The 19,292-nt window shown below is 36.3% G+C and carries 17 protein-coding genes; 9 read left to right on the forward strand and 8 right to left on the reverse strand.

Annotated elements, in window-relative coordinates:
* Positions 1-88: 88 nt before the first annotated feature.
* From L1I30_RS05695 to L1I30_RS05705, 3 genes are all read left to right on the forward strand, one after another.
* Positions 89-3,280: an efflux RND transporter permease subunit gene (locus tag L1I30_RS05695; RefSeq protein ID WP_236133300.1), complete on the forward strand. Its 3,192-nt coding sequence runs from the start codon at positions 89-91 to the stop codon at positions 3,278-3,280.
* Between the two features lies 1 nt (position 3,281).
* A complete protein-coding gene (locus L1I30_RS05700) occupies positions 3,282-3,587 on the forward strand; it encodes a hypothetical protein (protein ID WP_236133301.1) in 306 nt (101 codons plus the stop codon).
* A gap of 124 nt (positions 3,588-3,711) precedes the next feature.
* Positions 3,712-4,092, forward strand: coding sequence for a hypothetical protein (locus L1I30_RS05705; protein ID WP_236133302.1), 381 nt, complete (start codon positions 3,712-3,714; stop codon positions 4,090-4,092).
* Between the two features lie 107 nt (positions 4,093-4,199).
* On the opposite strand, the gene L1I30_RS05710 is transcribed toward L1I30_RS05705, so the two are convergent.
* The 4 genes from L1I30_RS05710 to L1I30_RS05725 all read right to left on the reverse strand — a co-directional run bounded on the left by L1I30_RS05710 (position 4,200) and on the right by L1I30_RS05725 (position 8,486).
* Positions 4,200-4,700: a nicotinate-nucleotide adenylyltransferase gene (locus L1I30_RS05710; RefSeq protein WP_236133303.1), complete on the reverse strand. Its 501-nt coding sequence runs from the start codon at positions 4,698-4,700 to the stop codon at positions 4,200-4,202.
* Between the two features lie 92 nt (positions 4,701-4,792).
* Positions 4,793-5,185, reverse strand: a complete 393-nt coding sequence (locus L1I30_RS05715; protein WP_236133304.1) for a DUF302 domain-containing protein — start codon at positions 5,183-5,185, stop codon at positions 4,793-4,795.
* A gap of 494 nt (positions 5,186-5,679) precedes the next feature.
* Positions 5,680-8,082 (reverse strand): phosphoenolpyruvate synthase, encoded by a 2,403-nt coding sequence (gene ppsA / locus L1I30_RS05720; RefSeq protein WP_236133305.1) that lies wholly within the window; start codon positions 8,080-8,082, stop codon positions 5,680-5,682.
* A gap of 17 nt (positions 8,083-8,099) precedes the next feature.
* Positions 8,100-8,486 (reverse strand): hypothetical protein, encoded by a 387-nt coding sequence (locus L1I30_RS05725; protein ID WP_236133306.1) that lies wholly within the window; start codon positions 8,484-8,486, stop codon positions 8,100-8,102.
* 95 nt (positions 8,487-8,581) lie between these two features.
* On the opposite strand from L1I30_RS05725, the gene L1I30_RS05730 reads away from it, so the two are divergent.
* The 5 genes from L1I30_RS05730 (at position 8,582) to L1I30_RS05750 (ending at position 14,281) form a co-directional block, all read left to right on the forward strand.
* Entirely contained in the window at positions 8,582-9,685 is a 1,104-nt protein-coding gene (locus L1I30_RS05730; RefSeq protein ID WP_236133307.1) for an efflux RND transporter periplasmic adaptor subunit, read from the forward strand.
* The gene (locus L1I30_RS05735) at positions 9,682-10,944 is read left to right on the forward strand and encodes an ABC transporter permease (RefSeq protein ID WP_236133308.1); all 1,263 of its coding nucleotides are present in this window, start codon (positions 9,682-9,684) and stop codon (positions 10,942-10,944) included. Before L1I30_RS05730 ends, L1I30_RS05735 begins: the two co-directional genes overlap by 4 nt.
* Positions 10,945-10,962: 18 nt before the next feature.
* Positions 10,963-11,637, forward strand: a complete 675-nt coding sequence (locus L1I30_RS05740; RefSeq protein WP_236133309.1) for an ABC transporter ATP-binding protein — start codon at positions 10,963-10,965, stop codon at positions 11,635-11,637.
* A 203-nt stretch (positions 11,638-11,840) separates the two neighbouring features.
* Positions 11,841-13,124 carry a YaiO family outer membrane beta-barrel protein gene (locus L1I30_RS05745; RefSeq protein WP_236133310.1) on the forward strand — a complete coding sequence of 428 codons (1,284 nt, stop codon included), beginning with the start codon at positions 11,841-11,843 and terminating at the stop codon, positions 13,122-13,124.
* A 2-nt stretch (positions 13,125-13,126) separates the two neighbouring features.
* A complete protein-coding gene (locus tag L1I30_RS05750) occupies positions 13,127-14,281 on the forward strand; it encodes a hypothetical protein (RefSeq protein ID WP_236133311.1) in 1,155 nt (384 codons plus the stop codon).
* Here the strand turns inward: L1I30_RS05750 and L1I30_RS05755 are convergent, their stop codons facing one another.
* From L1I30_RS05755 to L1I30_RS05770, 4 genes are all read right to left on the reverse strand, one after another.
* Positions 14,282-16,327, reverse strand: a complete 2,046-nt coding sequence (locus L1I30_RS05755; protein WP_236133312.1) for an LTA synthase family protein — start codon at positions 16,325-16,327, stop codon at positions 14,282-14,284.
* Positions 16,328-16,474: 147 nt separating this feature from the next.
* Positions 16,475-17,047, reverse strand: coding sequence for a pentapeptide repeat-containing protein (locus L1I30_RS05760; protein ID WP_236133313.1), 573 nt, complete (start codon positions 17,045-17,047; stop codon positions 16,475-16,477).
* A 19-nt stretch (positions 17,048-17,066) separates the two neighbouring features.
* Complete coding sequence (locus tag L1I30_RS05765) at positions 17,067-17,450, reverse strand: DUF3037 domain-containing protein (protein ID WP_236133314.1); 384 nt, start codon at positions 17,448-17,450, stop codon at positions 17,067-17,069.
* The gene (locus tag L1I30_RS05770; protein WP_236133315.1) at positions 17,428-18,222 is read right to left on the reverse strand and encodes a HipA family kinase; all 795 of its coding nucleotides are present in this window, start codon (positions 18,220-18,222) and stop codon (positions 17,428-17,430) included. Before L1I30_RS05770 ends, L1I30_RS05765 begins: the two co-directional genes overlap by 23 nt.
* Before the next feature lie 576 nt (positions 18,223-18,798).
* On the opposite strand from L1I30_RS05770, the gene L1I30_RS05775 reads away from it, so the two are divergent.
* A complete protein-coding gene (locus tag L1I30_RS05775) occupies positions 18,799-19,197 on the forward strand; it encodes a hypothetical protein (protein WP_236133316.1) in 399 nt (132 codons plus the stop codon).
* The last annotated feature ends 95 nt before the right edge of the window (positions 19,198-19,292 follow it).

The raw sequence follows: 19,292 nt of genomic DNA on the forward strand, positions 1-19,292 counted from the left end.
AGGGAATTGGAGATTATAAGTGTTTCAAATAACATTCAACGAATAATCAATTATTTCAGGAGTAAAAGACCTTAAAAAAAATATTCTCATGAAAGAAGGCTTAGCAGGTAGTATTGCCAAAATTTTTATAAGCTCTAAACTTACGGTGCTTCTAATGATCGTTTTTATGGTGATTGGAGTATACAGCTCGTTTTTGATACCACGGGAAGAAGAGCCACAAATAGATGTGCCAATGGCCGATATCTTTGTAGGTTACCCTGGTGCAAGTCCGGTAGAAGTAGAGTCTAAGGTCACAAAACCCTTAGAGAAATTAATCTCCAATATAAAAGGTGTGGAATATGTGTATTCGACATCGATGCAGGATCAGGGAATGCTTATCGTACAATTTTATGTTGGGGAGGATATTGAACGCTCTTTTGTGAAATTGTATAACGAAATTAATAAGCATATGGACCAAATGCCAATGGGGGTGACTCCTCCATTGGTTAAAACCCGTGCTATAGATGATGTTCCAGTATTGGGAATTACGTTATGGAGCGAAACTTATGATGATTATCAATTAAAACAAATTGCCCAGGAGCTAACCGATGAAATAGAAAAAGTGAATGAAGTTTCTACCACAAAAAATATAGGAGGAAGAAATAGAGTTTTACGAGTGATTCTGGATAAAGATAAACTTGCAGCCAGTAATCTCGATTTTTTGGAGGTTTCCCGGATGGTGAAAGCAAATAATATTCAATTAAGTTCAGGCAAATTCACACAAAATGACACCGAATTTTTAGTGAGCGCAGGGAATTTTCTTAGCAATAAAGAAGATGTTGAAAATGTAATAGTGGGAATAGATGGCAATCAACCTGTATATTTAAAACAAGTAGCCAGTGTTGTAGATGGACCCGAATTGCCTGTTAATTATGTATCCTTAGGTTTTGGTATGGCAAGTGAAAAATCAACTGCATTTAAATCGGAATATCCGGCAGTTACCATTTCAATAGCTAAAAGAAAAGGGGCAGATGCCATGAAGGTCTCAGAGATCATTTTAAATAAGATCGAAAACTTAAAGACCAGTCTTATTCCCGATGATGTTCATGTGGAAATTACTAGAAATTATGGGGAAACGGCCTCTCATAAAGTGTCAGAATTGCTCATGCATCTTATAGGTGCAATTGTGGCTGTAACCATTGTAGTGATGTTAGCAATGGGGTGGAGAGGAGGTTTGGTGGTATTTCTTTCGGTGCCCATAACTTTCGCCCTGACATTACTTAGTTACTACATTTTAGACTATACGCTTAATAGAATAACCTTATTTGCCTTGGTATTTGTAACAGGGATAGTGGTAGACGATTCCATTATTATAGCCGAGAATATGCATCGGCATTTTAAGATGAAGCGTTTACCTTTTAAACAGGCTGCATTATATGCCATTAACGAAGTTGGAAATCCTACAATTTTAGCAACTTTTACCGTGATTGCTTCTGTCTTGCCAATGGCATTTGTTTCAGGTTTAATGGGGCCATACATGTCTCCTATGCCTATTGGAGCTTCCATAGCCATGTTGTTATCGCTCTTTGTGGCCTTGACCATAACCCCTTATTTGGGATATATCTTTCTACGTGAAAAGGATAAAAAAGAATCAAAGATTCCAGAGAAGAAGTTGGAAGAAACTTATATATACCGCACCTATAAGAGGTTTGAAATGCCTTTATTAGAAAACAGAAAGATACGTTGGTTGTTCTTGGGAATCACCTTTGTATTACTATTGGCCTCTGTAGGGATGTTCTTCACAAAATGGGTGGCGGTGAAAATGTTGCCTTTTGATAATAAAAATGAATTTCAGGTGGTAATTGATATGCCTGAGGGAACAACATTAGAAAGAACAGCAGCAGTTACGCAGGAGATCGCTCAGTTCTTGAACGATCAGTCTCAGGTAGTAAACTATCAGAGCTATGTTGGTACTTCGGCACCAATAACATTTAATGGTTTGGTACGGCATTATGATCTTCGGGGTGGAAGTAATACTGCCGACATACAGGTAAATCTTACCGATAAAAAGGAGAGGGACCAGCAAAGCCACGAAATAGCCAGTTCTTATAGAAAACCAATTCAGGATATTGCCAGAAGATATAATGCGAATGTGAAAATAGTGGAAGTTCCGCCCGGACCTCCCGTTCTGTCTACCATAGTTGCAGAGATCTACGGGCCAAATTATGATATTCAAATTGATATTGGTAATCAGTTGAAAAGTATTCTGAATACTACTCCCGATGTAGTGGATGTAGATTGGATGGTGGAAGCTGATCAAAAGGAATATGAGTTTGTAGTAGATAAAACTAAGGCCATGTTATATGGAATAACTCCCCAACAAATCGTCTATACCATGAACATGGTATTATCAGAAAGGCCCATTAGCTTCTTATATGATGAAAATGCGCTAGATCAAATAGGATTGGTGCTCACCTTAGATGAAAAAGAGCGGTCAAGCATTCAGGATATATTTCAGCTTAAAGTTAAATCCATACAGGGAAATATGATAGCAATAGGTGACCTTGTTAATATTGAAGAGAAAACTCGCGCAAAGACCATCTATCGTAAAAATCAAAAACGAGTGGTCTATGTGGTAGCCGATATGGCCGGGAAATTAGAAAGCCCGGTATATGCAATTCTAGGGATGACCAATAAACTACAAGAAATAAAACTTCCCGCTGGCTATTCTTTAAATGAACTATATATAACTCCCCCCGAATTTGAAGATGATTATACCATTAAGTGGGATGGCGAATGGCAAATAACTTTAGAGGTGTTTCGAGATCTGGGAATCGCTTTTATTGGGGTAATTGCTATAATCTATATACTGATTGTAGGGTGGTTCCAGAACTTTAAAGCTCCAATAGTCATGATGGTAGCTATTCCGTTATCTTTAGTGGGAATAGTTTTAGGACACTGGTTACTTGGTGCATTTTTTACAGCAACCTCATTTATTGGAATGATCGCTCTGGCAGGAATAATGGTCAGGAACTCGGTACTGCTCATCGATTTCATTAATTTAAGGATAGCCGAAGATGTTCCTCTAAAACAAGCGGTTATTGAAGCCGGTGCCGTGCGTACCACACCTATCCTACTAACGGCCGGAACAGTTGTAATAGGAGCATTCGTGATCCTGTTCGATCCTATTTTCCAAGGATTGGCAATTTCCTTAATGGGTGGAACTATTGTATCAACAATTCTAACCTTGTTAGTGATTCCCTTGATTTATTATTTAATAGAACGTAAAAAACATAAGTAAAATGAAACTCTTAATAATTACTGCTGTAGAACAGTTTGAAAAAGATGTGCTCCATATCCTGAAAAGTGCGCATATTGAAGCATTTAGCGGATCGGATATCGATGGGTATAAAAATCCGGCCTCATTACTATTAACCTCCAGCTGGTTTCCCGGTGAACAAGGTGGGGTCGAATCCAGTTTATTCTTTTCTTTTACTGAAGATGATAAGATTGATGAGCTATTTAAATTGATTGAAACATTTAATCATGAATCGGCATTCAATAACCCAATTAAGGCGGTGGTTGTTCCTATTGAAAAGTATATATAGGTAAATAATGAAGTAGTATTTAGTACACATAAATAGGTTTCGCACTGCTATCTGCTATTTATGAGATATATCATTTCCTATTTTAATACTGTTCACGTGCTTTGTAGTATTAAAATGAAAGGTCATGAAAAATCTATTTCACAGTAAATGGCTGGTTGTTCTTGCCGTTTTTTTTACGCTCTCCAGTTGTGGTCCGGTGCTTGTTTCTTCCCGGCCAAATGTTCCGCCACCTTCATGGTTCTATCCTAATAGAGTAGAAACTATGCGCTATGTGTACTTTCCAGATTATCAAATATATTATGATGTTACCTTTAGAAATTATATATATCTGGACAATGGGGTTTGGTTATCAGCGAGTGTTTTACCGTCTCGATTTAGTACGATCAACCTAAGGAAAAGTAAATATGTAAGAGTTCGAGATTATTATGGTGATAATATTAGGGAGTACCACAGGGAAACTTATAATAGAGGTAGAAGTAATGTGAAGAACAGAAGAGATAAGTAAGTTCTTAAGAAAAGACCATTAGCAGGATTAACCGATTACACTAGCTTCAATAATAAAAAACTCGCTTTCAAGAGTAGGAAGCGAGTTTTTTATATTCGGAAAGCGGTCTATAAAAAATTACCTTCCTCATCTGTTTTTACTCTAATGGTTTCTCCGGCATTTGTAAGTTTTAATTTATACATTTTTTTAGCCATACCACTAGCATCGTTATAAGTTACCTTATAAATATCTTTAGAAACTGTCCATTGAGGGAATTTAGCAACCAGGGCTTTGCTTACGGCCATTGGTAATTTTACATTTTTGAAACGCTCTATAGTTCTTAAGATATTCCCATCTTTATCGTACGCAACAAGAATTTTCCCATCAGGAATAAAAAAGGAAACGGTGTAGGTTTCGTACTCATCGCTATAAATTTCTGCATCTCTAATGTCGTACTTGGCCACCATCTCTTGGAGCATTTTAACCGATAAATCGGTATCTTCAGTATCTACAGTATTAAGATATTTATAATTTACGGCTTCAATTTTCACTTCTGGCAATGGAATTACTTGTGCGAATAATTGGGTGGTTAATCCAAATAGAAATAAACCTAATATTAAATTTTTCATATCTAAAAAGTTTAAAAGTTATATATAAAAGTACCTTTAAAACATAGTAGATAAAATGACCGATGTCATGATTAAACGATATTGAATACTGCTTATTTTAACTTTTTAATGACCCTCTTAAGGCGGTCTCTTATTTCTTCAGCGATGTTCTCCAGTTCTTTGTTGTTTACAGCTACCATAGATGCCCCGGGATCTACCGCCGAGATCTCTATAGTGCCAGGCACCTTTTCCTGAACAATAACATTGCAGGGGAGCATTGTGCCAATTTTATCTTCGGCCTGTAAGGCTTTATAAGCAAAAGGAGGGTTGCAGGCACCCAGGATTGTATAATTGTAAAAATCTACATCCAGTTTTTTATTTAAAGTAGCTTTTATGTCTATCTCGGTTAATATTCCGAAACCTTCATCTTTTAAAGCTTCAGTCACTTGGGAAATGGCATCGTTAAACGTTATATTCTTTACAGAGGTGGAAAAATAATAACTCATAGTGCTTAGCTTTTAGTTATACGGGAGAGTTAGAGAGTAGAAGTTTTATAAAATAGAAACGGGTAAGCAAAAGCCTACCCGTTCCCTCAAAGAGGTCAATTTTATTTTTATAACAACAAACCTTCAAATTCATCTATCGCTACATAAACTTTCCAATCTATTGAGAGTAAAAATATCTTCAATCTCTTCAATTCAGTTCTTGTTATATTTCTACAACAAAAACCTATGATATGAAGTTTAGAATAGGGCTAACAAACGCTAGCCCTATTCTTTGAAAATAGTGAGTTTATGAGTAAATCAAGATATATCCTGCAAGTGTCTAATGCTAAGACAACTTACAAAATCACCCTGTTTACAAATACCTTTACTATTTCCACAGGATCTAGACCGTAAAACTACAATCTAAATCTTTGCCTTCTAATATGTGAATGAACGTATCTTTTTTAAGAGAATACTAAAGTACGGCGATGCATGTATAAAAAATATGATATATGTCAGTTTTTAATTTTTTCTGAAAATTTTTTCCGATTTTTTTCTTCCGCTTTATTAATGTTTTTAATGCCATTTAGTAAAGCATCGGGATTAAAGGAAATGCTGTTAATGCCTGCGTTCACCAGAAACGATGCAAACTGAGGGAAATCGCTTGGAGCCTGACCGCATAAGCCAATCTTGGTTTGGGTCTTACGCGCTTTTAAAATCACCATTTCAATCATTTGTTTCACGGCGGCATCATTCTCATTAAAAATAGGAGCCATAAGCTCGGAGTCTCTGTCTATACCTAAAGTAAGTTGTGTAAGATCGTTGGAGCCAATAGAGAAACCGTCAAATAATTCTGCAAATTCTTCTGCTAAAATTACGTTACTGGGTATTTCTACCATCATGTAAATCTCTAATCCATTTTCAGCTTGCTTTAATCCGTTGGCCGACATAACATCTATTACCTTTTCGGCTTCAGTAATAGTCCTGCAAAATGGGATCATGACCTTTACATTCTCCAATCCCATTTCTTCCCGTACTTTTTTAATTGCTTTGCATTCCAGTAGAAATCCGTCTTTGTATAACGGACTGTAATATCGGGACGCTCCTCTAAAACCAAGCATGGGATTTTCTTCGTTAGGTTCAAATTGGGTTCCGCCAAGAAGATTTGCATATTCGTTAGTTTTGAAATCGCTCATTCTTACAATTACCTCTTTTGGATAGAAGGCTGCGGCCATGGTGCCAATTCCTTGGGCTAACCTATCTATAAAGTAAGATTCCTTATCTGCGTAATTTCGGGTTAATTCTTTTATATGATTTTTAACTGAAAGGTCTTTAATCTCATCAAATTTTATGAGAGCCATGGGATGTATCTTAATAGTATGAGTTATTATAAATTCCATACGCAACAAACCAATTCCGTTATTAGGATAAAAGGAATACTGAAATGCTTTTTCGGGATCTGAAAGAATGAACTTTGCCTCGGTATTAGGAAGTTTAAATGTAGAAAAATCGATTTTTACAGTATCGAAATCCAGTTTCCCACTATATACAAATCCTGTTTTCCCTTCGGCGCATGAAATAGTAATAAGGTCGCCATCCTTGATGGCGTTGGTGGCAGTATTGGTACCTACCACAGCTGGAACGCCCAGCTCACGAGCTACAATTGCAGCATGGCTGGTCCTGCCACCTCGGTTGGTGACGATTGCTCCAGCATTTTTAAGCAACGGATCCCAGTCGGGGCTGGTGGTGTCGGTAATTATAATATCTCCCTTTTTAAGCCTGGAAGCCTCTAAAGGAGATGATAGCAGCCGGGCTGTACCAACAGCAATTTTATTTCCAATAGCACTTCCAAATGCTAATACATTGCTTTTTTCCTTTAATTTATATTCGTAATAAATATGTTCGGCTTTGGCATGATGAACGGTCTCTGGCCTTGCCTGTGTTATAAAAAGTTCATTTGTAATACCGTCCTTGGCCCATTCAATGTCCATGGGTTTTTTATAATGTTCTTCTATAGCTAACGCCCATGTTGCCAAAGTGAGAACTTCTTTATCGGTAAGAACATATTCTTCTTGTTTTGAAAGTTTGGTATCGATATTCACGGTAGAGGAGTGCCCGTTAGATTCTGCATAGATCATCGTGAGTGCTTTATCTCCCAATTTTTTTTGAACGATGGCATTTTTTTCTTTTTTTAAAGTGGGTTTAAAAACAAGGAATTCATCGGGATTTACCATACCCTGAACAATGTTTTCTCCTAATCCCCAAACCCCGGAAAGATGAATAATATCTTTAAAACCAGATTCAGGTTCTAAAGTAAAGCCAACCCCAGAGCAACCTTTGTCTGATCGCACCATCTTTTGAACCCCAACAGATAAAGCAATTTCATGATGTAAGAAACCTTTATCTTCTCGGTATTTAATGGCCCTGTTGGTATATAAGGAAGCAAAGCACTTTTTTACAGCAAGCAATAGGGCTTGTGTGCCTTGAATGTTTAAGTATGTTTCATGTTGTCCGGCAAAGCTGGCACTGGGTAGGTCTTCGGCGGTAGCACTGCTTCTTACTGCCACTTCAATATCTTTCTTATCCCCCAGCTTATTATAGGCTTCAATAATAGCCTTAGAAAATTCCTCAGAAAAAACACCTTGAAGAATGAGTGTTCTGGCCTTCAAACCAATTTCGGAAAGGTTATTAAAGGTTGTTCGGTCCAATTCCTTTAAAAGTGATCGCAGTGGGTCTTCCAATTCATTTTCTCTTAAGAAAAGCCAGAATGCGCGTGCAGTTGTTGCAAAACCATTAGGAACTCTTACCCCTTCTAAAGACAACTCATTGTACATCTCGCCCAAAGAAGCATTTTTACCTCCAACTAGTGGTATATCTGAAATACTTATTTGAGTAAAGAATTTTATGAATGTTTCCATGGCGGTCTTTATAGAAATTATGCTAGAACTATTTGATATCCCATGTTAAGCAGAAATATTCCTACCAGAAACAATAGAATATAGATTACCTGCACCAATTTTACATTAATCAGTTCTAACCAGTCGGTGGTTCGGGTAGGAAAAGTAAAAAGCATCAATCCCATAAAAAGGGCAATCCATCCAATGGCGGTAATTACAAACCTCCAGTCTGGCTCCCATACGTTATGAAAAAGAATATTTAGCAAGCCAATCACTATGGCGATAAAGGAAATTAGAATAAGGAATTTCTGATCTTTAAGATCTTCAAATATTTGTTTTATCCGTCCGGGATTAAAACTTAGAATAAAGAAGAAAATGAGGAGATACCAACCCCAGAATTTGGCTAGAAATAGTGATGTATCCATGGTGCTATACTTTTAATCTCACAATAAAAGTACCTGCATTATTCCGCATTAAATATGATAATTGTCATTCCGAAAGCAGGAAATTTCAAAGAAATTTGAGCAAAGACAAGAATATGTACAGGTATGGATATTGGGTATTGCTAGTATTATTGATGCAGTCCTGTAATAACGAAGAAGAGCGGGTTCAACCCATGCGAACGCAGATAACCGAGCTGGTATACTCCTCTGTAACCATACAACCCGATAGCTTGTATAAGGTGTTTGCATCGGTGAATGGGATTTTAGAAAGGAATTTGGTAGAAGAAGGGGATATCGTTCGTAAAGGAGACTTACTTGCCCAAATAATTAATACCAATCCACAGCTAAATAGGGAAAATGCAAAATTGGCTCTTGAACTGGCTCAAACAAATTATGCCGGGAATGCAGCTATTTTAAAGGGGATCCAGGAGGAGATAAATGCTGCAAAACTTCAGTTAAAAAATGATTCAATTAATTATTTCAGACAGAAGAACCTGTGGAATCAAAAAATTGGATCTAAAATAGAATACGATTCTAAGAAACTGAAATATGAACTCGCTTCTAATTCTTTAAAACTTCTTCAAACTAAATATGAACAAACAGAAAATTCACTATTAACTGAATTAAGACGGGCACAAAACAACTATAATTCCTCTAAAGTCACTACTGAAGATTTTACTATAAGCAGTAAAATTAACGGGAAGGTATATGCCCTTAATAAGAATCCGGGAGAAATTATAAATACGGTGGAGCCACTGGCAGCTGTTGGGAGCGCAAATGTGTTTGTAATAGAGATGCTAGTAGATGAGGTAGATATTGTGAAAATTAAAGTAGGGCAACTGGTGCTTATTACTTTAGATGCCTATAATACTACGCTGTTCAATGCAAAAGTGAGCAAGATATACCCTAGAAAAGATGAGCGTAATCAAACCTTTATGGTAGAAGGCTTTTTTGAAAACGGTCCCGAGGTATTATACCCCGGTATGTCTGGAGAAGCAAATATCGTTATAGCCAAGAAAGAAGAGGCCCTAACCATCCCAAAACAGTATTTAATAGACGAAAATAAGGTAAGAACCGAAAATGGAATTGTTGAGGTGGAAATAGGATTGCAAAGCATGGACACGGTGGAAGTGCTCTCAGGAATCACCGCCGAAACCTGGTTATACAAACCTGAAGAATGATAAACTGGAAAGTGATATTAAATATAGCCAAGACGCATTTGCTTACTAAAATTAAGCAAACGGCTATAGCTGCCTTAGGAGTAACCTTTGGAATTGGCTCATATATTACCTTGGTGAGTTTTATGACGGGACTTAATAAAATGCTGGACGACCTGATACTTAATCAAACTCCACATGTTCATATTTATAATGAAATTGAACCTTCAAAAAAGCAGCCGATCGCTTTTTATGAGGAATTTAAAAATTCCTTTAATGTGGTTCATTCAATAAAACCGAAACAGAGTCAGAAGAAAATTCATAATGCCCTGCCAATAATAGATTATTTGGAAAAGAACGAACATGTGCGGGGAGCGCTTCCACAAATAAAAACACAGATATTCTATATAGCCGGCTCTATAGAAATAGGTGGCAACCTTACCGGGATAGATATTATGCAGGAAGTAGAATTCTTTAATTTCAAGGACTATGTGGTAAAAGGAACGCCCGAAGCTTTAAAGAATACTAATAACGGCATCTTGCTGGGTTCTGGAATAGCCGAGAAAATGTCGCTGGGAATTGGCGACAGGGTACAAATAAGTACCATTAGCGGGGAGATCTTCCCCCTTAAAATTGTTGGACTCTACCAAAGTGGTATTGCCGATCTGGATAACATTCAAAGTTTTGCAAATATTAAAACAGTGCAGCGAATTTTAGGAGAAGCTGAGAATTATATTACCGATATCAATGTGAAGCTTCATACTATTGAAGATGCTCTTCCGCTTGCTCAAAAAATAGAACAACAATTCCAGTTAAAGGCCATAGATATCAACACCGCCAATGCGCAATTTGAAACCGGTAGTAACATTAGGAATCTTATAACATATGCTGTTTCCATAACATTGCTCATTGTAGCGGGTTTTGGTATATACAACATTTTGAATATGCTTATCTATGAGAAAATGAACGACATTGCAATTTTAAAAGCCACGGGCTTTTCCGGCAAGGATGTGCAATTGATATTTATGAGCCAGGCAGTTATAATTGGAATAGTAGGAGGTATTTTAGGCCTTATTCTGGGGTTCATACTATCATCGGTTATAGATAATGTTCCTTTTGAAACAGAGGCACTCCCCTTGATTAAGACCTACCCTATAAATTTCGATTTTTTCTATTATATGGTAGGGATAAGTTTTGCAATGGTCTCTACGTTTTTTGCGGGATATCTGCCCTCTCAAAAAGCTAAAAAAATAGATCCTGTAGATATAATTAGAAGTCAATAACCATTTTATCAACCTGCAATGAAAACTGTTCTTGAAGCAAGAAATATTAATAAGTACTTTAAAAAGCCTGTACTTTTTCATGTACTGAAGAACATAAGTTTTAAGGTGAGGCAAGGTGAGTTTGTGTCTATTATGGGGAAGTCAGGCTGTGGAAAATCTACCTTGCTGTATATACTCTCTACTATGGATACCGATTATGAAGGACAATTATTCTTAAATGAAGAACTGGTCACGGGAGAGAATAGAGAGAAGTTATCCCATATTAGAAATAAATATATTGGTTTTGTTTTTCAATTTCACTATTTACTATCCGAATTTTCTGTGCTAGAAAATGTTATGCTTCCGGCAAAGAAGTTAGGTGAAAAGTCTCCGTCACAAATTGAAGAGGCTGCAATGGAAAAATTACGAATTTTGGGAATAGAACATATCGCTCAAAAAAGAGCTTCTCGAATCTCGGGAGGAGAGAAACAACGAGTAGCTATTGCTAGGGCATTAATAAACGATCCTGTAATTATAATGGGGGATGAGCCTACAGGAAACCTGGACAGCTACAATGCCGAGAATGTCTTCAATATCTTTAAGGATTTAAGTGATAACCAGGGATTATCTTTACTGGTGGTAACTCATGACAAGGATTTTGCCGATAAGACCGATAGGATTATAGAAATGGGAGATGGAGAGATTATTGGTTAACCTTACAAAATAGGTTGCCATATAAGCCTAACCACCGTTAATAGCCCTCATTTTTGTATATTTCCATATGCTTGCCAGCATTCTAAAATTATATATCTTTAAACCTTATGAAACAGAAGGATTGTTATATTCCAAATAAATAACAATCATTTATTTTTCAGTAAATTAGCTGCTTTTTAAACCTCAAATTAAAAACCTACTTTGTGATTAGATCTCTTACTAATGTGATGGGCGCAAAAAATACTAACCTCTTTGTTATTACCGTCCTTCTCTTATTTTTTTCAGTTCATTCTACCCACGCTCAGGAAGACCTATCTTCAGATGAATTATTTACCAAGGCCAGAGCTGCTGCGTTCGATGAAGATAACTACCCGAAAGCTATTGATCTTTCAAAACAAGCCTTGCAAATAAGTCCTAATTATGCTGATATACGTATTTTTTTAGGGAGATTATATACCTGGACCGATAAGGTTGATAGTGCTCGTGTGGAATTTGATAGGGTATTGGAAATAGATCCCGGTCATGAGGATGGTTCCTTAGCGTATGGAAGCCTGGAATATTGGAATGATAATTCTGAAAGGGCTCATCAAATTGTAAATGAGGGTATAAAATACCATCCAGAATCGGAAGAACTCTTATATCTGGATGCTAAAATATTGAACGATCTTAAAAAATATGACGAAGCAACCAATGTGCTCAATACATTACTTGCTGTTAATCCTAATCATGCAGATGCACGTGCTTATAGAGAAAAGATCAAAAATGTGTCTTCTAAGAATCAGGTAGGAGTTAGCTATGACTTTGTTTATTTCGACAAGCGATTCGATGATCCTTGGCATCTGGCAAGTGTGGACTACGGGAGACAAACCAAGTTTGGTTCTATATCGGCACGTTTTAATTATGCCAATAGGTTTACCACCAATGGAGCTCAATTTGAGCTAGATGCGTATCCCAGAATTTCAGATGTATTCTATGCGTATGTAAGCGGGGGAATTGCCGAAAAGGATGGGATATTTCCTCGATATAGAGCGGGATTTTCCTTGTATGCTAACCTGCCTTTGGCTTTCGAAGGTGAAGCCGGATTCAGGATGTTGAGTTTCGATGATGAAACCTGGATATACACTGCATCAGTTGGAAAATACTATAAGAATTATTGGTTCAATTTACGCACATATCTTACCCCTTCAAATAACGCTGTTTCCCAATCGTTTTCCTTAAATGTTCGGTATTATCTAGCAGGGGCTGATGATTTTCTAAGTTTCGGGATTGGTACCGGGTTGTCTCCAGATAATGAAGCTAATAATATCCTTTATAATAATGGAGACACTTATAAACTTAAATCGAATAATATTTCGATAGGGTATAGAAAATCCATTAATCTTACCAACATTCTTATTTTTTCAGCAGGTTTGGAAAATCAGGAATATGCTCAAGGTACAAAAGGAAATCAAGTGACTGTGAGTGTAGGGTATAATAAAAGATTTTAAACATGCGAAAGAAGATCTTTCTCGGGGTACTTATAGCAATATTATTACTGCCCCTATGGATGTGGCTAGCCTGGTTGCTTACGCCAAACACTAAAATGGTGGCTGCTATTGTAGATAAAACAGCAATCACCAGAGAAGGGCAGGAGCATATTTCCCTAAACTGGATTCTCAACCATGAGCGCTACTCTAAGACTTCTAATAAACCGTATCAAATTAGTGAAGATTATTTTGGATTTCACCCTCTTGAGGATGAAAAATTCAAACTAAAAGGCTTAGAGCGTTTTTCATCCCCCCAGTTAAATCAACTAAGTGAAGATGCCGATATGGTATATTTTACTGACACTTATGGAATCTATAATAACGAATGGTATTTGAAAGGGAAGGAGCAAAAGTACGGGATGTTATACGGCGGTTTGAGCGATAGAGATCTGGAATTGCTGAGTTTGATGAAACAGAAGAATAAATTGATCATCACCGAATTTAATACCATTGGCTCTCCTACAAATATTCAGAATAGGAAGCGTTTCGAGGAAATGTTCGGATTGGAATGGTCTGGGTGGACAGCCAGATATTTCGATAATTTTGATCTTGATGTAAATAAAGAATTACCAGCCTGGCTTATAGAAAGCTATAAGAATGCACATGACGGGAAATGGCCTTTTAAAAAGGCAGGTATTGCTTTTGTGCACATTAGTGGGCAAGTGGTTATTCTGGAAGATGAAACCCATTTGGATAATCCCATGCCATTTATACACAGCACTTCTTATGGACAAGAAAACCTTGGTTTACCCACACAGATAAAATACCCTTTTTGGTTTGATATAATGGTGCTGGATAGAACTATTAATAATGAAGTTGCAAGCTATAAGATAAGTACTAATAAGAATGGAGTTGAAGAATTAAAGAAGAATGGAATCCCAACTGAATTTCCTGCGGTTACCAAAAATAAAGGGGATAAGTATAAGTTCTATTATTTTTCAGGTGATTTTTGCGATAACCCTATAGGTATCACTTCATCCTATTTTAAAGGAATAAGCTTCTTCAAAGGGTTTTTCTATAATGAAGATAACCCCATTGAGAGAGCCAGCTTCTTTTGGAAGTTCTATCGCCCTATGCTCACCAATATTTTGGAGAATTATAGCAATGGAGAAAAATAACTATTTCTGAAGCGTATAGGAAGTAAATAAAGAGTCAGGAATCATTTTTTTCTCTTTAATAAATTGACTGTTTCTTATCTTGAATTTATTAAACTCACTTAACAGCTGATTCTTTTTGTCTTCATCCTGTAGAGGTTCTTCTCCCATTCCTTCGGTTATCTTAAATAAAGCATCACCATTTAAATGATATTCCCCGGAAATGAAATCGATCATATCTGTTTTTGTTTGCATAAGCGGGGCATGATGTAAATTTTGAAACGCTGTGGTAGTATCTAAACCCTGTCCCATCCAGGTAGTTAGTTCAGGTGATTTTATATCATAATTGTTTTTAAGATAGCTAATCAAACTGGGAGCAATATCAAAATGTGTAGAAATAGAAGCTATTTCAGCTGTGCGCTTTAGTAAAGGAGAATATACTATTAATGGCACATGGTATCTGTCTATTTTGGTGCTCATAGGGATTTCGGGAATTCTATGGTCTCCGGTAATAACAAAAATCGTATTGTTGAAATCTGCTCTTTTTTTGTAATCATCAAAGAAACCTTTTAAAGCATCATCGGTATATAAAATACTGGAATAGATGTTTTGGTATTTTCGGTAAGCATCCTTTTTTTCTTCACTAAAGCCCAGAACACTCATGCGCTCTTCAAATTTAGCCGCATATTTTGGAGCATCATCAATAAGAAACGGACTGTGGGAAGCCACTGTAAGTAGCACACTTAGTTGAGGTTTTTTATTTACAGGGCGTGAAGCCATATAATACCTGTACATTTCCTTATCGCCATATCCCCAGGTGAATCCGTTATTAGCAGGTAGTTTTTTGTAACCTTGTGGAAAGGCCCCTCCATCATTAAGCTCGTTAATATTATTGTTCTTTAAATACAAAGCCATATTATCAAAACTCGCATCTCCACCGTAATAATAGGAAGTGTGATATCCATTTTTTTGAAGGATGTTGAGAAGGGAAAGCTGTTGTGGCATTTCCTGTCCCATACCTAGAAAACCATTCTGGGCAAAAGGAAGCGAACCTAAAAGGGAAGGCAATACTGCAAAGGTTCTACCTCCTTGGCTTAAAAAGTTTTTCCAGTACAAACTTTCGGCGGATAGCGTATCTAAAAATGGTGTGAAATTCCCTAAATAAGCTCCCTCGTTTGTAAAAGCCCGTCCCAATCCCTCTACTAAAATGATCACGATATTTGGAGGGGTTTCGGCCTGATTTAAAAAAGGAGTAAGTACATCTCCTGTAACTTCTTTATGGAGGAAAGGGTAATTGGTCTCATCTACATATTCAAAAGCAATAGTGTTGGTGTTATTAGCTCCGTAATTTCCAATGTAACTATCGGCATAGATATCGGTTTCATATATTTCAGGGAAATAGTGATTATAGGAAGCCTGATAAAAGTGATCTGACTTATTAACTACCAAATTATTAGCAAAATCTGACTGCAGACTGCCTAACCTGAGACTGGGTGAAATCCCAAAAATGAAAATTAGAAAGGAAATAGATGGTAGTATAGCCGAAGTATAGATTGAAAGGTTCAATTTCTTGGGTAAGAATTTCAGGATAAGAACTGTTAGTGCTATTAAAATACTGAAAACCAGTACAGACATAAGACTTACTCCTCCCGAAGCTCCAACGGTTTGTTGTATTTCTTGTAATGAATATCCAAAAATATCGGCTCCTAAAAGCACCAAGGCAGTATTGAAGTAATTGATAAGGCCAATTTGGACTATAAAAAAGAAAACTATAAAACTTTTAAAAGCAACTTTTGCAATAACAGAGGAAAGGATATAAAGAGGTATATAGATTATAAATAATAAGAATAACCATTTCCACCAAAAAAGGATGTCAGAAAACCAGCTCCAGATGGTCAGAGTGAAAAAACCTGAGGGCAACCCATGTGTGTATCCAGATAATCCAATTTCCAGGAGACTAAATAATAATATCAATACCAACCAAACAATCGCTATTCCCGCAAATGAAGTAGTAGCCGCTCTTAATTTTTGAGAAAACGTGAGGTAATTTGGAGTTTCGTGGTTTGTCATAGATCAAGCTGTTAACTTAGTAGTAGGTATGTTCGCGCTAATTATATTAAGGGCGATTTTTGCATGCTAATATCGTAAATTTAGGAGGAGTTCTTAAACTAACTTTCTGTTTTTTAGACGATACTATGTATTTTTTGATTTAAAGGATCACTTAATTATCAACTTATACTTATCCAAAAGTCCTTTGATGTTCTCACCGGAAAATTTTGATTTTTGCAACTGATTTCTTTCTGGATCTATAGAAAAATTATAGGCGGTTTGCATATCGGCGTTTGCTAAATTGGTATTGTCAAATATTGCCCCGCCCAGATCAGAATTATGAAAATTGGCCCTCATTAAATTAGCCTCAGAAAAATCTACTTCCTGTAATTTACAATTGATAAACCGAATTCCTTTTAATTTTAATTTATAGAAAAACGAAAAGTTTAGGATGCAATCGTCAAAATTGAAAGAAAGTAAAAATGGATCACATTCATCAAATCGCAAACCTAAGAGTTTGCAATTATGAAAGGAAACTTCCCGGAAGGTAGTGCCCTTAAGCTGCACGTTGCTAAGGTCACAATTTCTAAATTCACATTCTGCAAAGGTAATTCCCGATAGACTTGCACCTGTAAATGTGCAATCTTCAAAATGGCAGGTGTCATATTCAGCTTTTGGCAAAGCGCTTTCCGTAAAATTTTCAGTTTTAAAAACCTTACTTTCTATATATTCTAAATCCATTTATTAAGAGTATGTGACATTAAAGTACTAATTCTTTGAACAAGCGCTGCAAGGTAACTTCTATATCTTCACATAAGCCCGGGTGGGGTCTGGAAGTTTGAATAGAAGAACTTCTTACCGCGGTTAGCCATCTAAATCTAGATGCAACATCCAATTGTGCAATAGGTCCGCCGTTTTTAGCTCCGGCACATATCTTTTCAAAAGATTCTAAATTATTTCTTACAGGTTCAAGATCAAAATCATCACAAAGGCACTTTAATCTTTCTTCATCAAGTTGAAATAAGACTTTCAGAAATTTTTGTCTTTTACAGAATAATACAATCCCCACGTTTAAGAATTCTTCTCTTTCAACTCGTGGCAGGACACGAATCACGGCATATTCATATAAGTGCTTTTCTTGCATCTTGGGCTTCTTTTATAAAGATTTCTGAATGTTCCAATCGTATCAATAAAAATTGAATATAAGCTTCCTTGATTTCCTCGGGAGTTTCATCGATATCTTCCCACGTTAACCATTCTTGCGGTAAAAGATTTACAATTTCCCTTATTTTCTCTTCTGTTAGTAGTGCCTTACACTCGGCATCCACCTCTTGCAAGAGAGTAGCCTGTGGTAAGAGAACATGATCTTTTATTAACGTGAACGGACTTTTAGCATGTTTCTCTCTATTTACCCATGAATGATGAAAATAAAAAGCAGCACCATGATCTATTAGCCATAACTCTTTATGCCATATAAGCATATTGGTGTTTCTAAAGGTTCTGTCAACATTAATAATTAACGCATCTAACCATACTATTTTGGAAGCGGTACGTTCATCCACGGTAGTAACAACAGGGTCAAAGGTAATGGCGCCAGATAGGAAATGCAAAGCTAAATTCAATCCCTTACTTCCTTGCAAAAGATCTTGTATTTCTTCATCGGCTTCAGTCCTTCCAAAGGCTTCATCTAAATTGGCAAATACCACTTCAGGTACTTTTAATCCAAGTGCTCTTGCTATCTCACAGCCAATAAGTTCGGCTATAAGCGCTTTTACACCATGGCCGGCTCCTTTAAACTTAAGCACATATTTAAAATCATCATCAGCTTCGGCTAAGGCAGGCAAGGAGCCTCCTTCCCGTAAGGCAGTAATATATCTGGTAACCGTAACGGTACGCAGTTCAAGCTTTTTTAACATAGTTCTTTAATGGATGACAAATTTAGGTATTAATGTAAGAAGTAAATAATTTAAGTAATAGCTATCAAATAGCGTAATAATATAAGCTATACCGTTAATAGTTTTTTTAGTTTTTGATATGCTTTTAGAAAGGTTAAATACATTTAGTATTCACAACTTGGAAATTACTGATTTCGTGATAAAACAACTGAAAACAGGCATCTTTTATGACGATATTATTTTTTGAATATTTATTTACTAATTTTTTTATAAAACAGTTAAGATTTGTTAGCTTCGATATTTCTGAGGAAAAGCTCAGAACACTCTGGAATTATTCATGTCTTATCCCTACAAGAGACGTAGTTTATAGTCTAAATTGCTATAAATGTGAGTTCTAGAAATGTATATAGTATTATAATGAATTTGATTCGCATGGAAAACAATTTTTCTAAATGCGATATTTTGATTTTAAAACAGGTGTGTTATATCTATTTGCGACGCTTTTAATGAAAAGCGGGCTGGCAACTGGAAACTTTATAGTACTATATATACAAATATTGATGCCCCAACTATCAATTAACCTATAAAGCATACGCATTGAATATAAATACCATTAAGGAACATATTACTGAAATTCATAAGGATTGGGAAGTTTTGGGAGATAGTTCAGAAGACCTCAAAATGGCCGAGATTTATGAAACTGCAGTAATTGAAATAATTTCTGATTATTGCCAGGCAAAAAATTACCAGGTACACGGCTTTCCTTTTAAAACTAGAAAAACCGATGGGGGCGTTGAGGTTTTCGATCAGAAATATTATTGTATAGAACGCTACCAGAAATATTTGGATATCCTTCTAACCAAATACAGAGATGTGTTAGATCTTATGCATCATTATAACTATACCTTCTGGCCCGATCAAACAGGGAATAAGAAGGAATATAAAGCTACAGTGAAACACCTGTTGAAGATCAATTTTCACGATATAGAATTTTAATTTTTTTAGTTTAAGTGTTGTTAAGAAGAGGCGGAGAAACCATGCTATGTTTTCTCCGCTATCTTATTTTGATGTTTTAAATTGCCGTTGGTTTC

The organism is Gillisia lutea (genome assembly GCF_021568705.1).
GTDB lineage: Bacteria > Bacteroidota > Bacteroidia > Flavobacteriales > Flavobacteriaceae > Gillisia > Gillisia lutea.

Excerpts from the sequence above, each read along its gene's own strand:
- L1I30_RS05695 (WP_236133300.1), top strand. The coding sequence starts at position 89 with ATGAAAGAAGGCTTAGCAGGTAGTATTGCCAAAATTTTTATAAGCTCT.
- L1I30_RS05700 (WP_236133301.1), top strand. The coding sequence starts at position 3,282 with ATGAAACTCTTAATAATTACTGCTGTAGAACAGTTTGAAAAAGATGTG.
- L1I30_RS05705 (WP_236133302.1), top strand. The coding sequence starts at position 3,712 with ATGAAAAATCTATTTCACAGTAAATGGCTGGTTGTTCTTGCCGTTTTT.
- L1I30_RS05710 (WP_236133303.1), bottom strand. The coding sequence starts at position 4,700 with ATGAAAAATTTAATATTAGGTTTATTTCTATTTGGATTAACCACCCAA.
- L1I30_RS05715 (WP_236133304.1), bottom strand. The coding sequence starts at position 5,185 with ATGAGTTATTATTTTTCCACCTCTGTAAAGAATATAACGTTTAACGAT.
- ppsA (WP_236133305.1), bottom strand. The coding sequence starts at position 8,082 with ATGGAAACATTCATAAAATTCTTTACTCAAATAAGTATTTCAGATATA.
- L1I30_RS05725 (WP_236133306.1), bottom strand. The coding sequence starts at position 8,486 with ATGGATACATCACTATTTCTAGCCAAATTCTGGGGTTGGTATCTCCTC.
- L1I30_RS05735 (WP_236133308.1), top strand. The coding sequence starts at position 9,682 with ATGATAAACTGGAAAGTGATATTAAATATAGCCAAGACGCATTTGCTT.
- L1I30_RS05740 (WP_236133309.1), top strand. The coding sequence starts at position 10,963 with ATGAAAACTGTTCTTGAAGCAAGAAATATTAATAAGTACTTTAAAAAG.
- L1I30_RS05750 (WP_236133311.1), top strand. The coding sequence starts at position 13,127 with ATGCGAAAGAAGATCTTTCTCGGGGTACTTATAGCAATATTATTACTG.
- L1I30_RS05755 (WP_236133312.1), bottom strand. The coding sequence starts at position 16,327 with ATGACAAACCACGAAACTCCAAATTACCTCACGTTTTCTCAAAAATTA.
- L1I30_RS05760 (WP_236133313.1), bottom strand. The coding sequence starts at position 17,047 with ATGGATTTAGAATATATAGAAAGTAAGGTTTTTAAAACTGAAAATTTT.
- L1I30_RS05765 (WP_236133314.1), bottom strand. The coding sequence starts at position 17,450 with ATGCAAGAAAAGCACTTATATGAATATGCCGTGATTCGTGTCCTGCCA.
- L1I30_RS05770 (WP_236133315.1), bottom strand. The coding sequence starts at position 18,222 with ATGTTAAAAAAGCTTGAACTGCGTACCGTTACGGTTACCAGATATATT.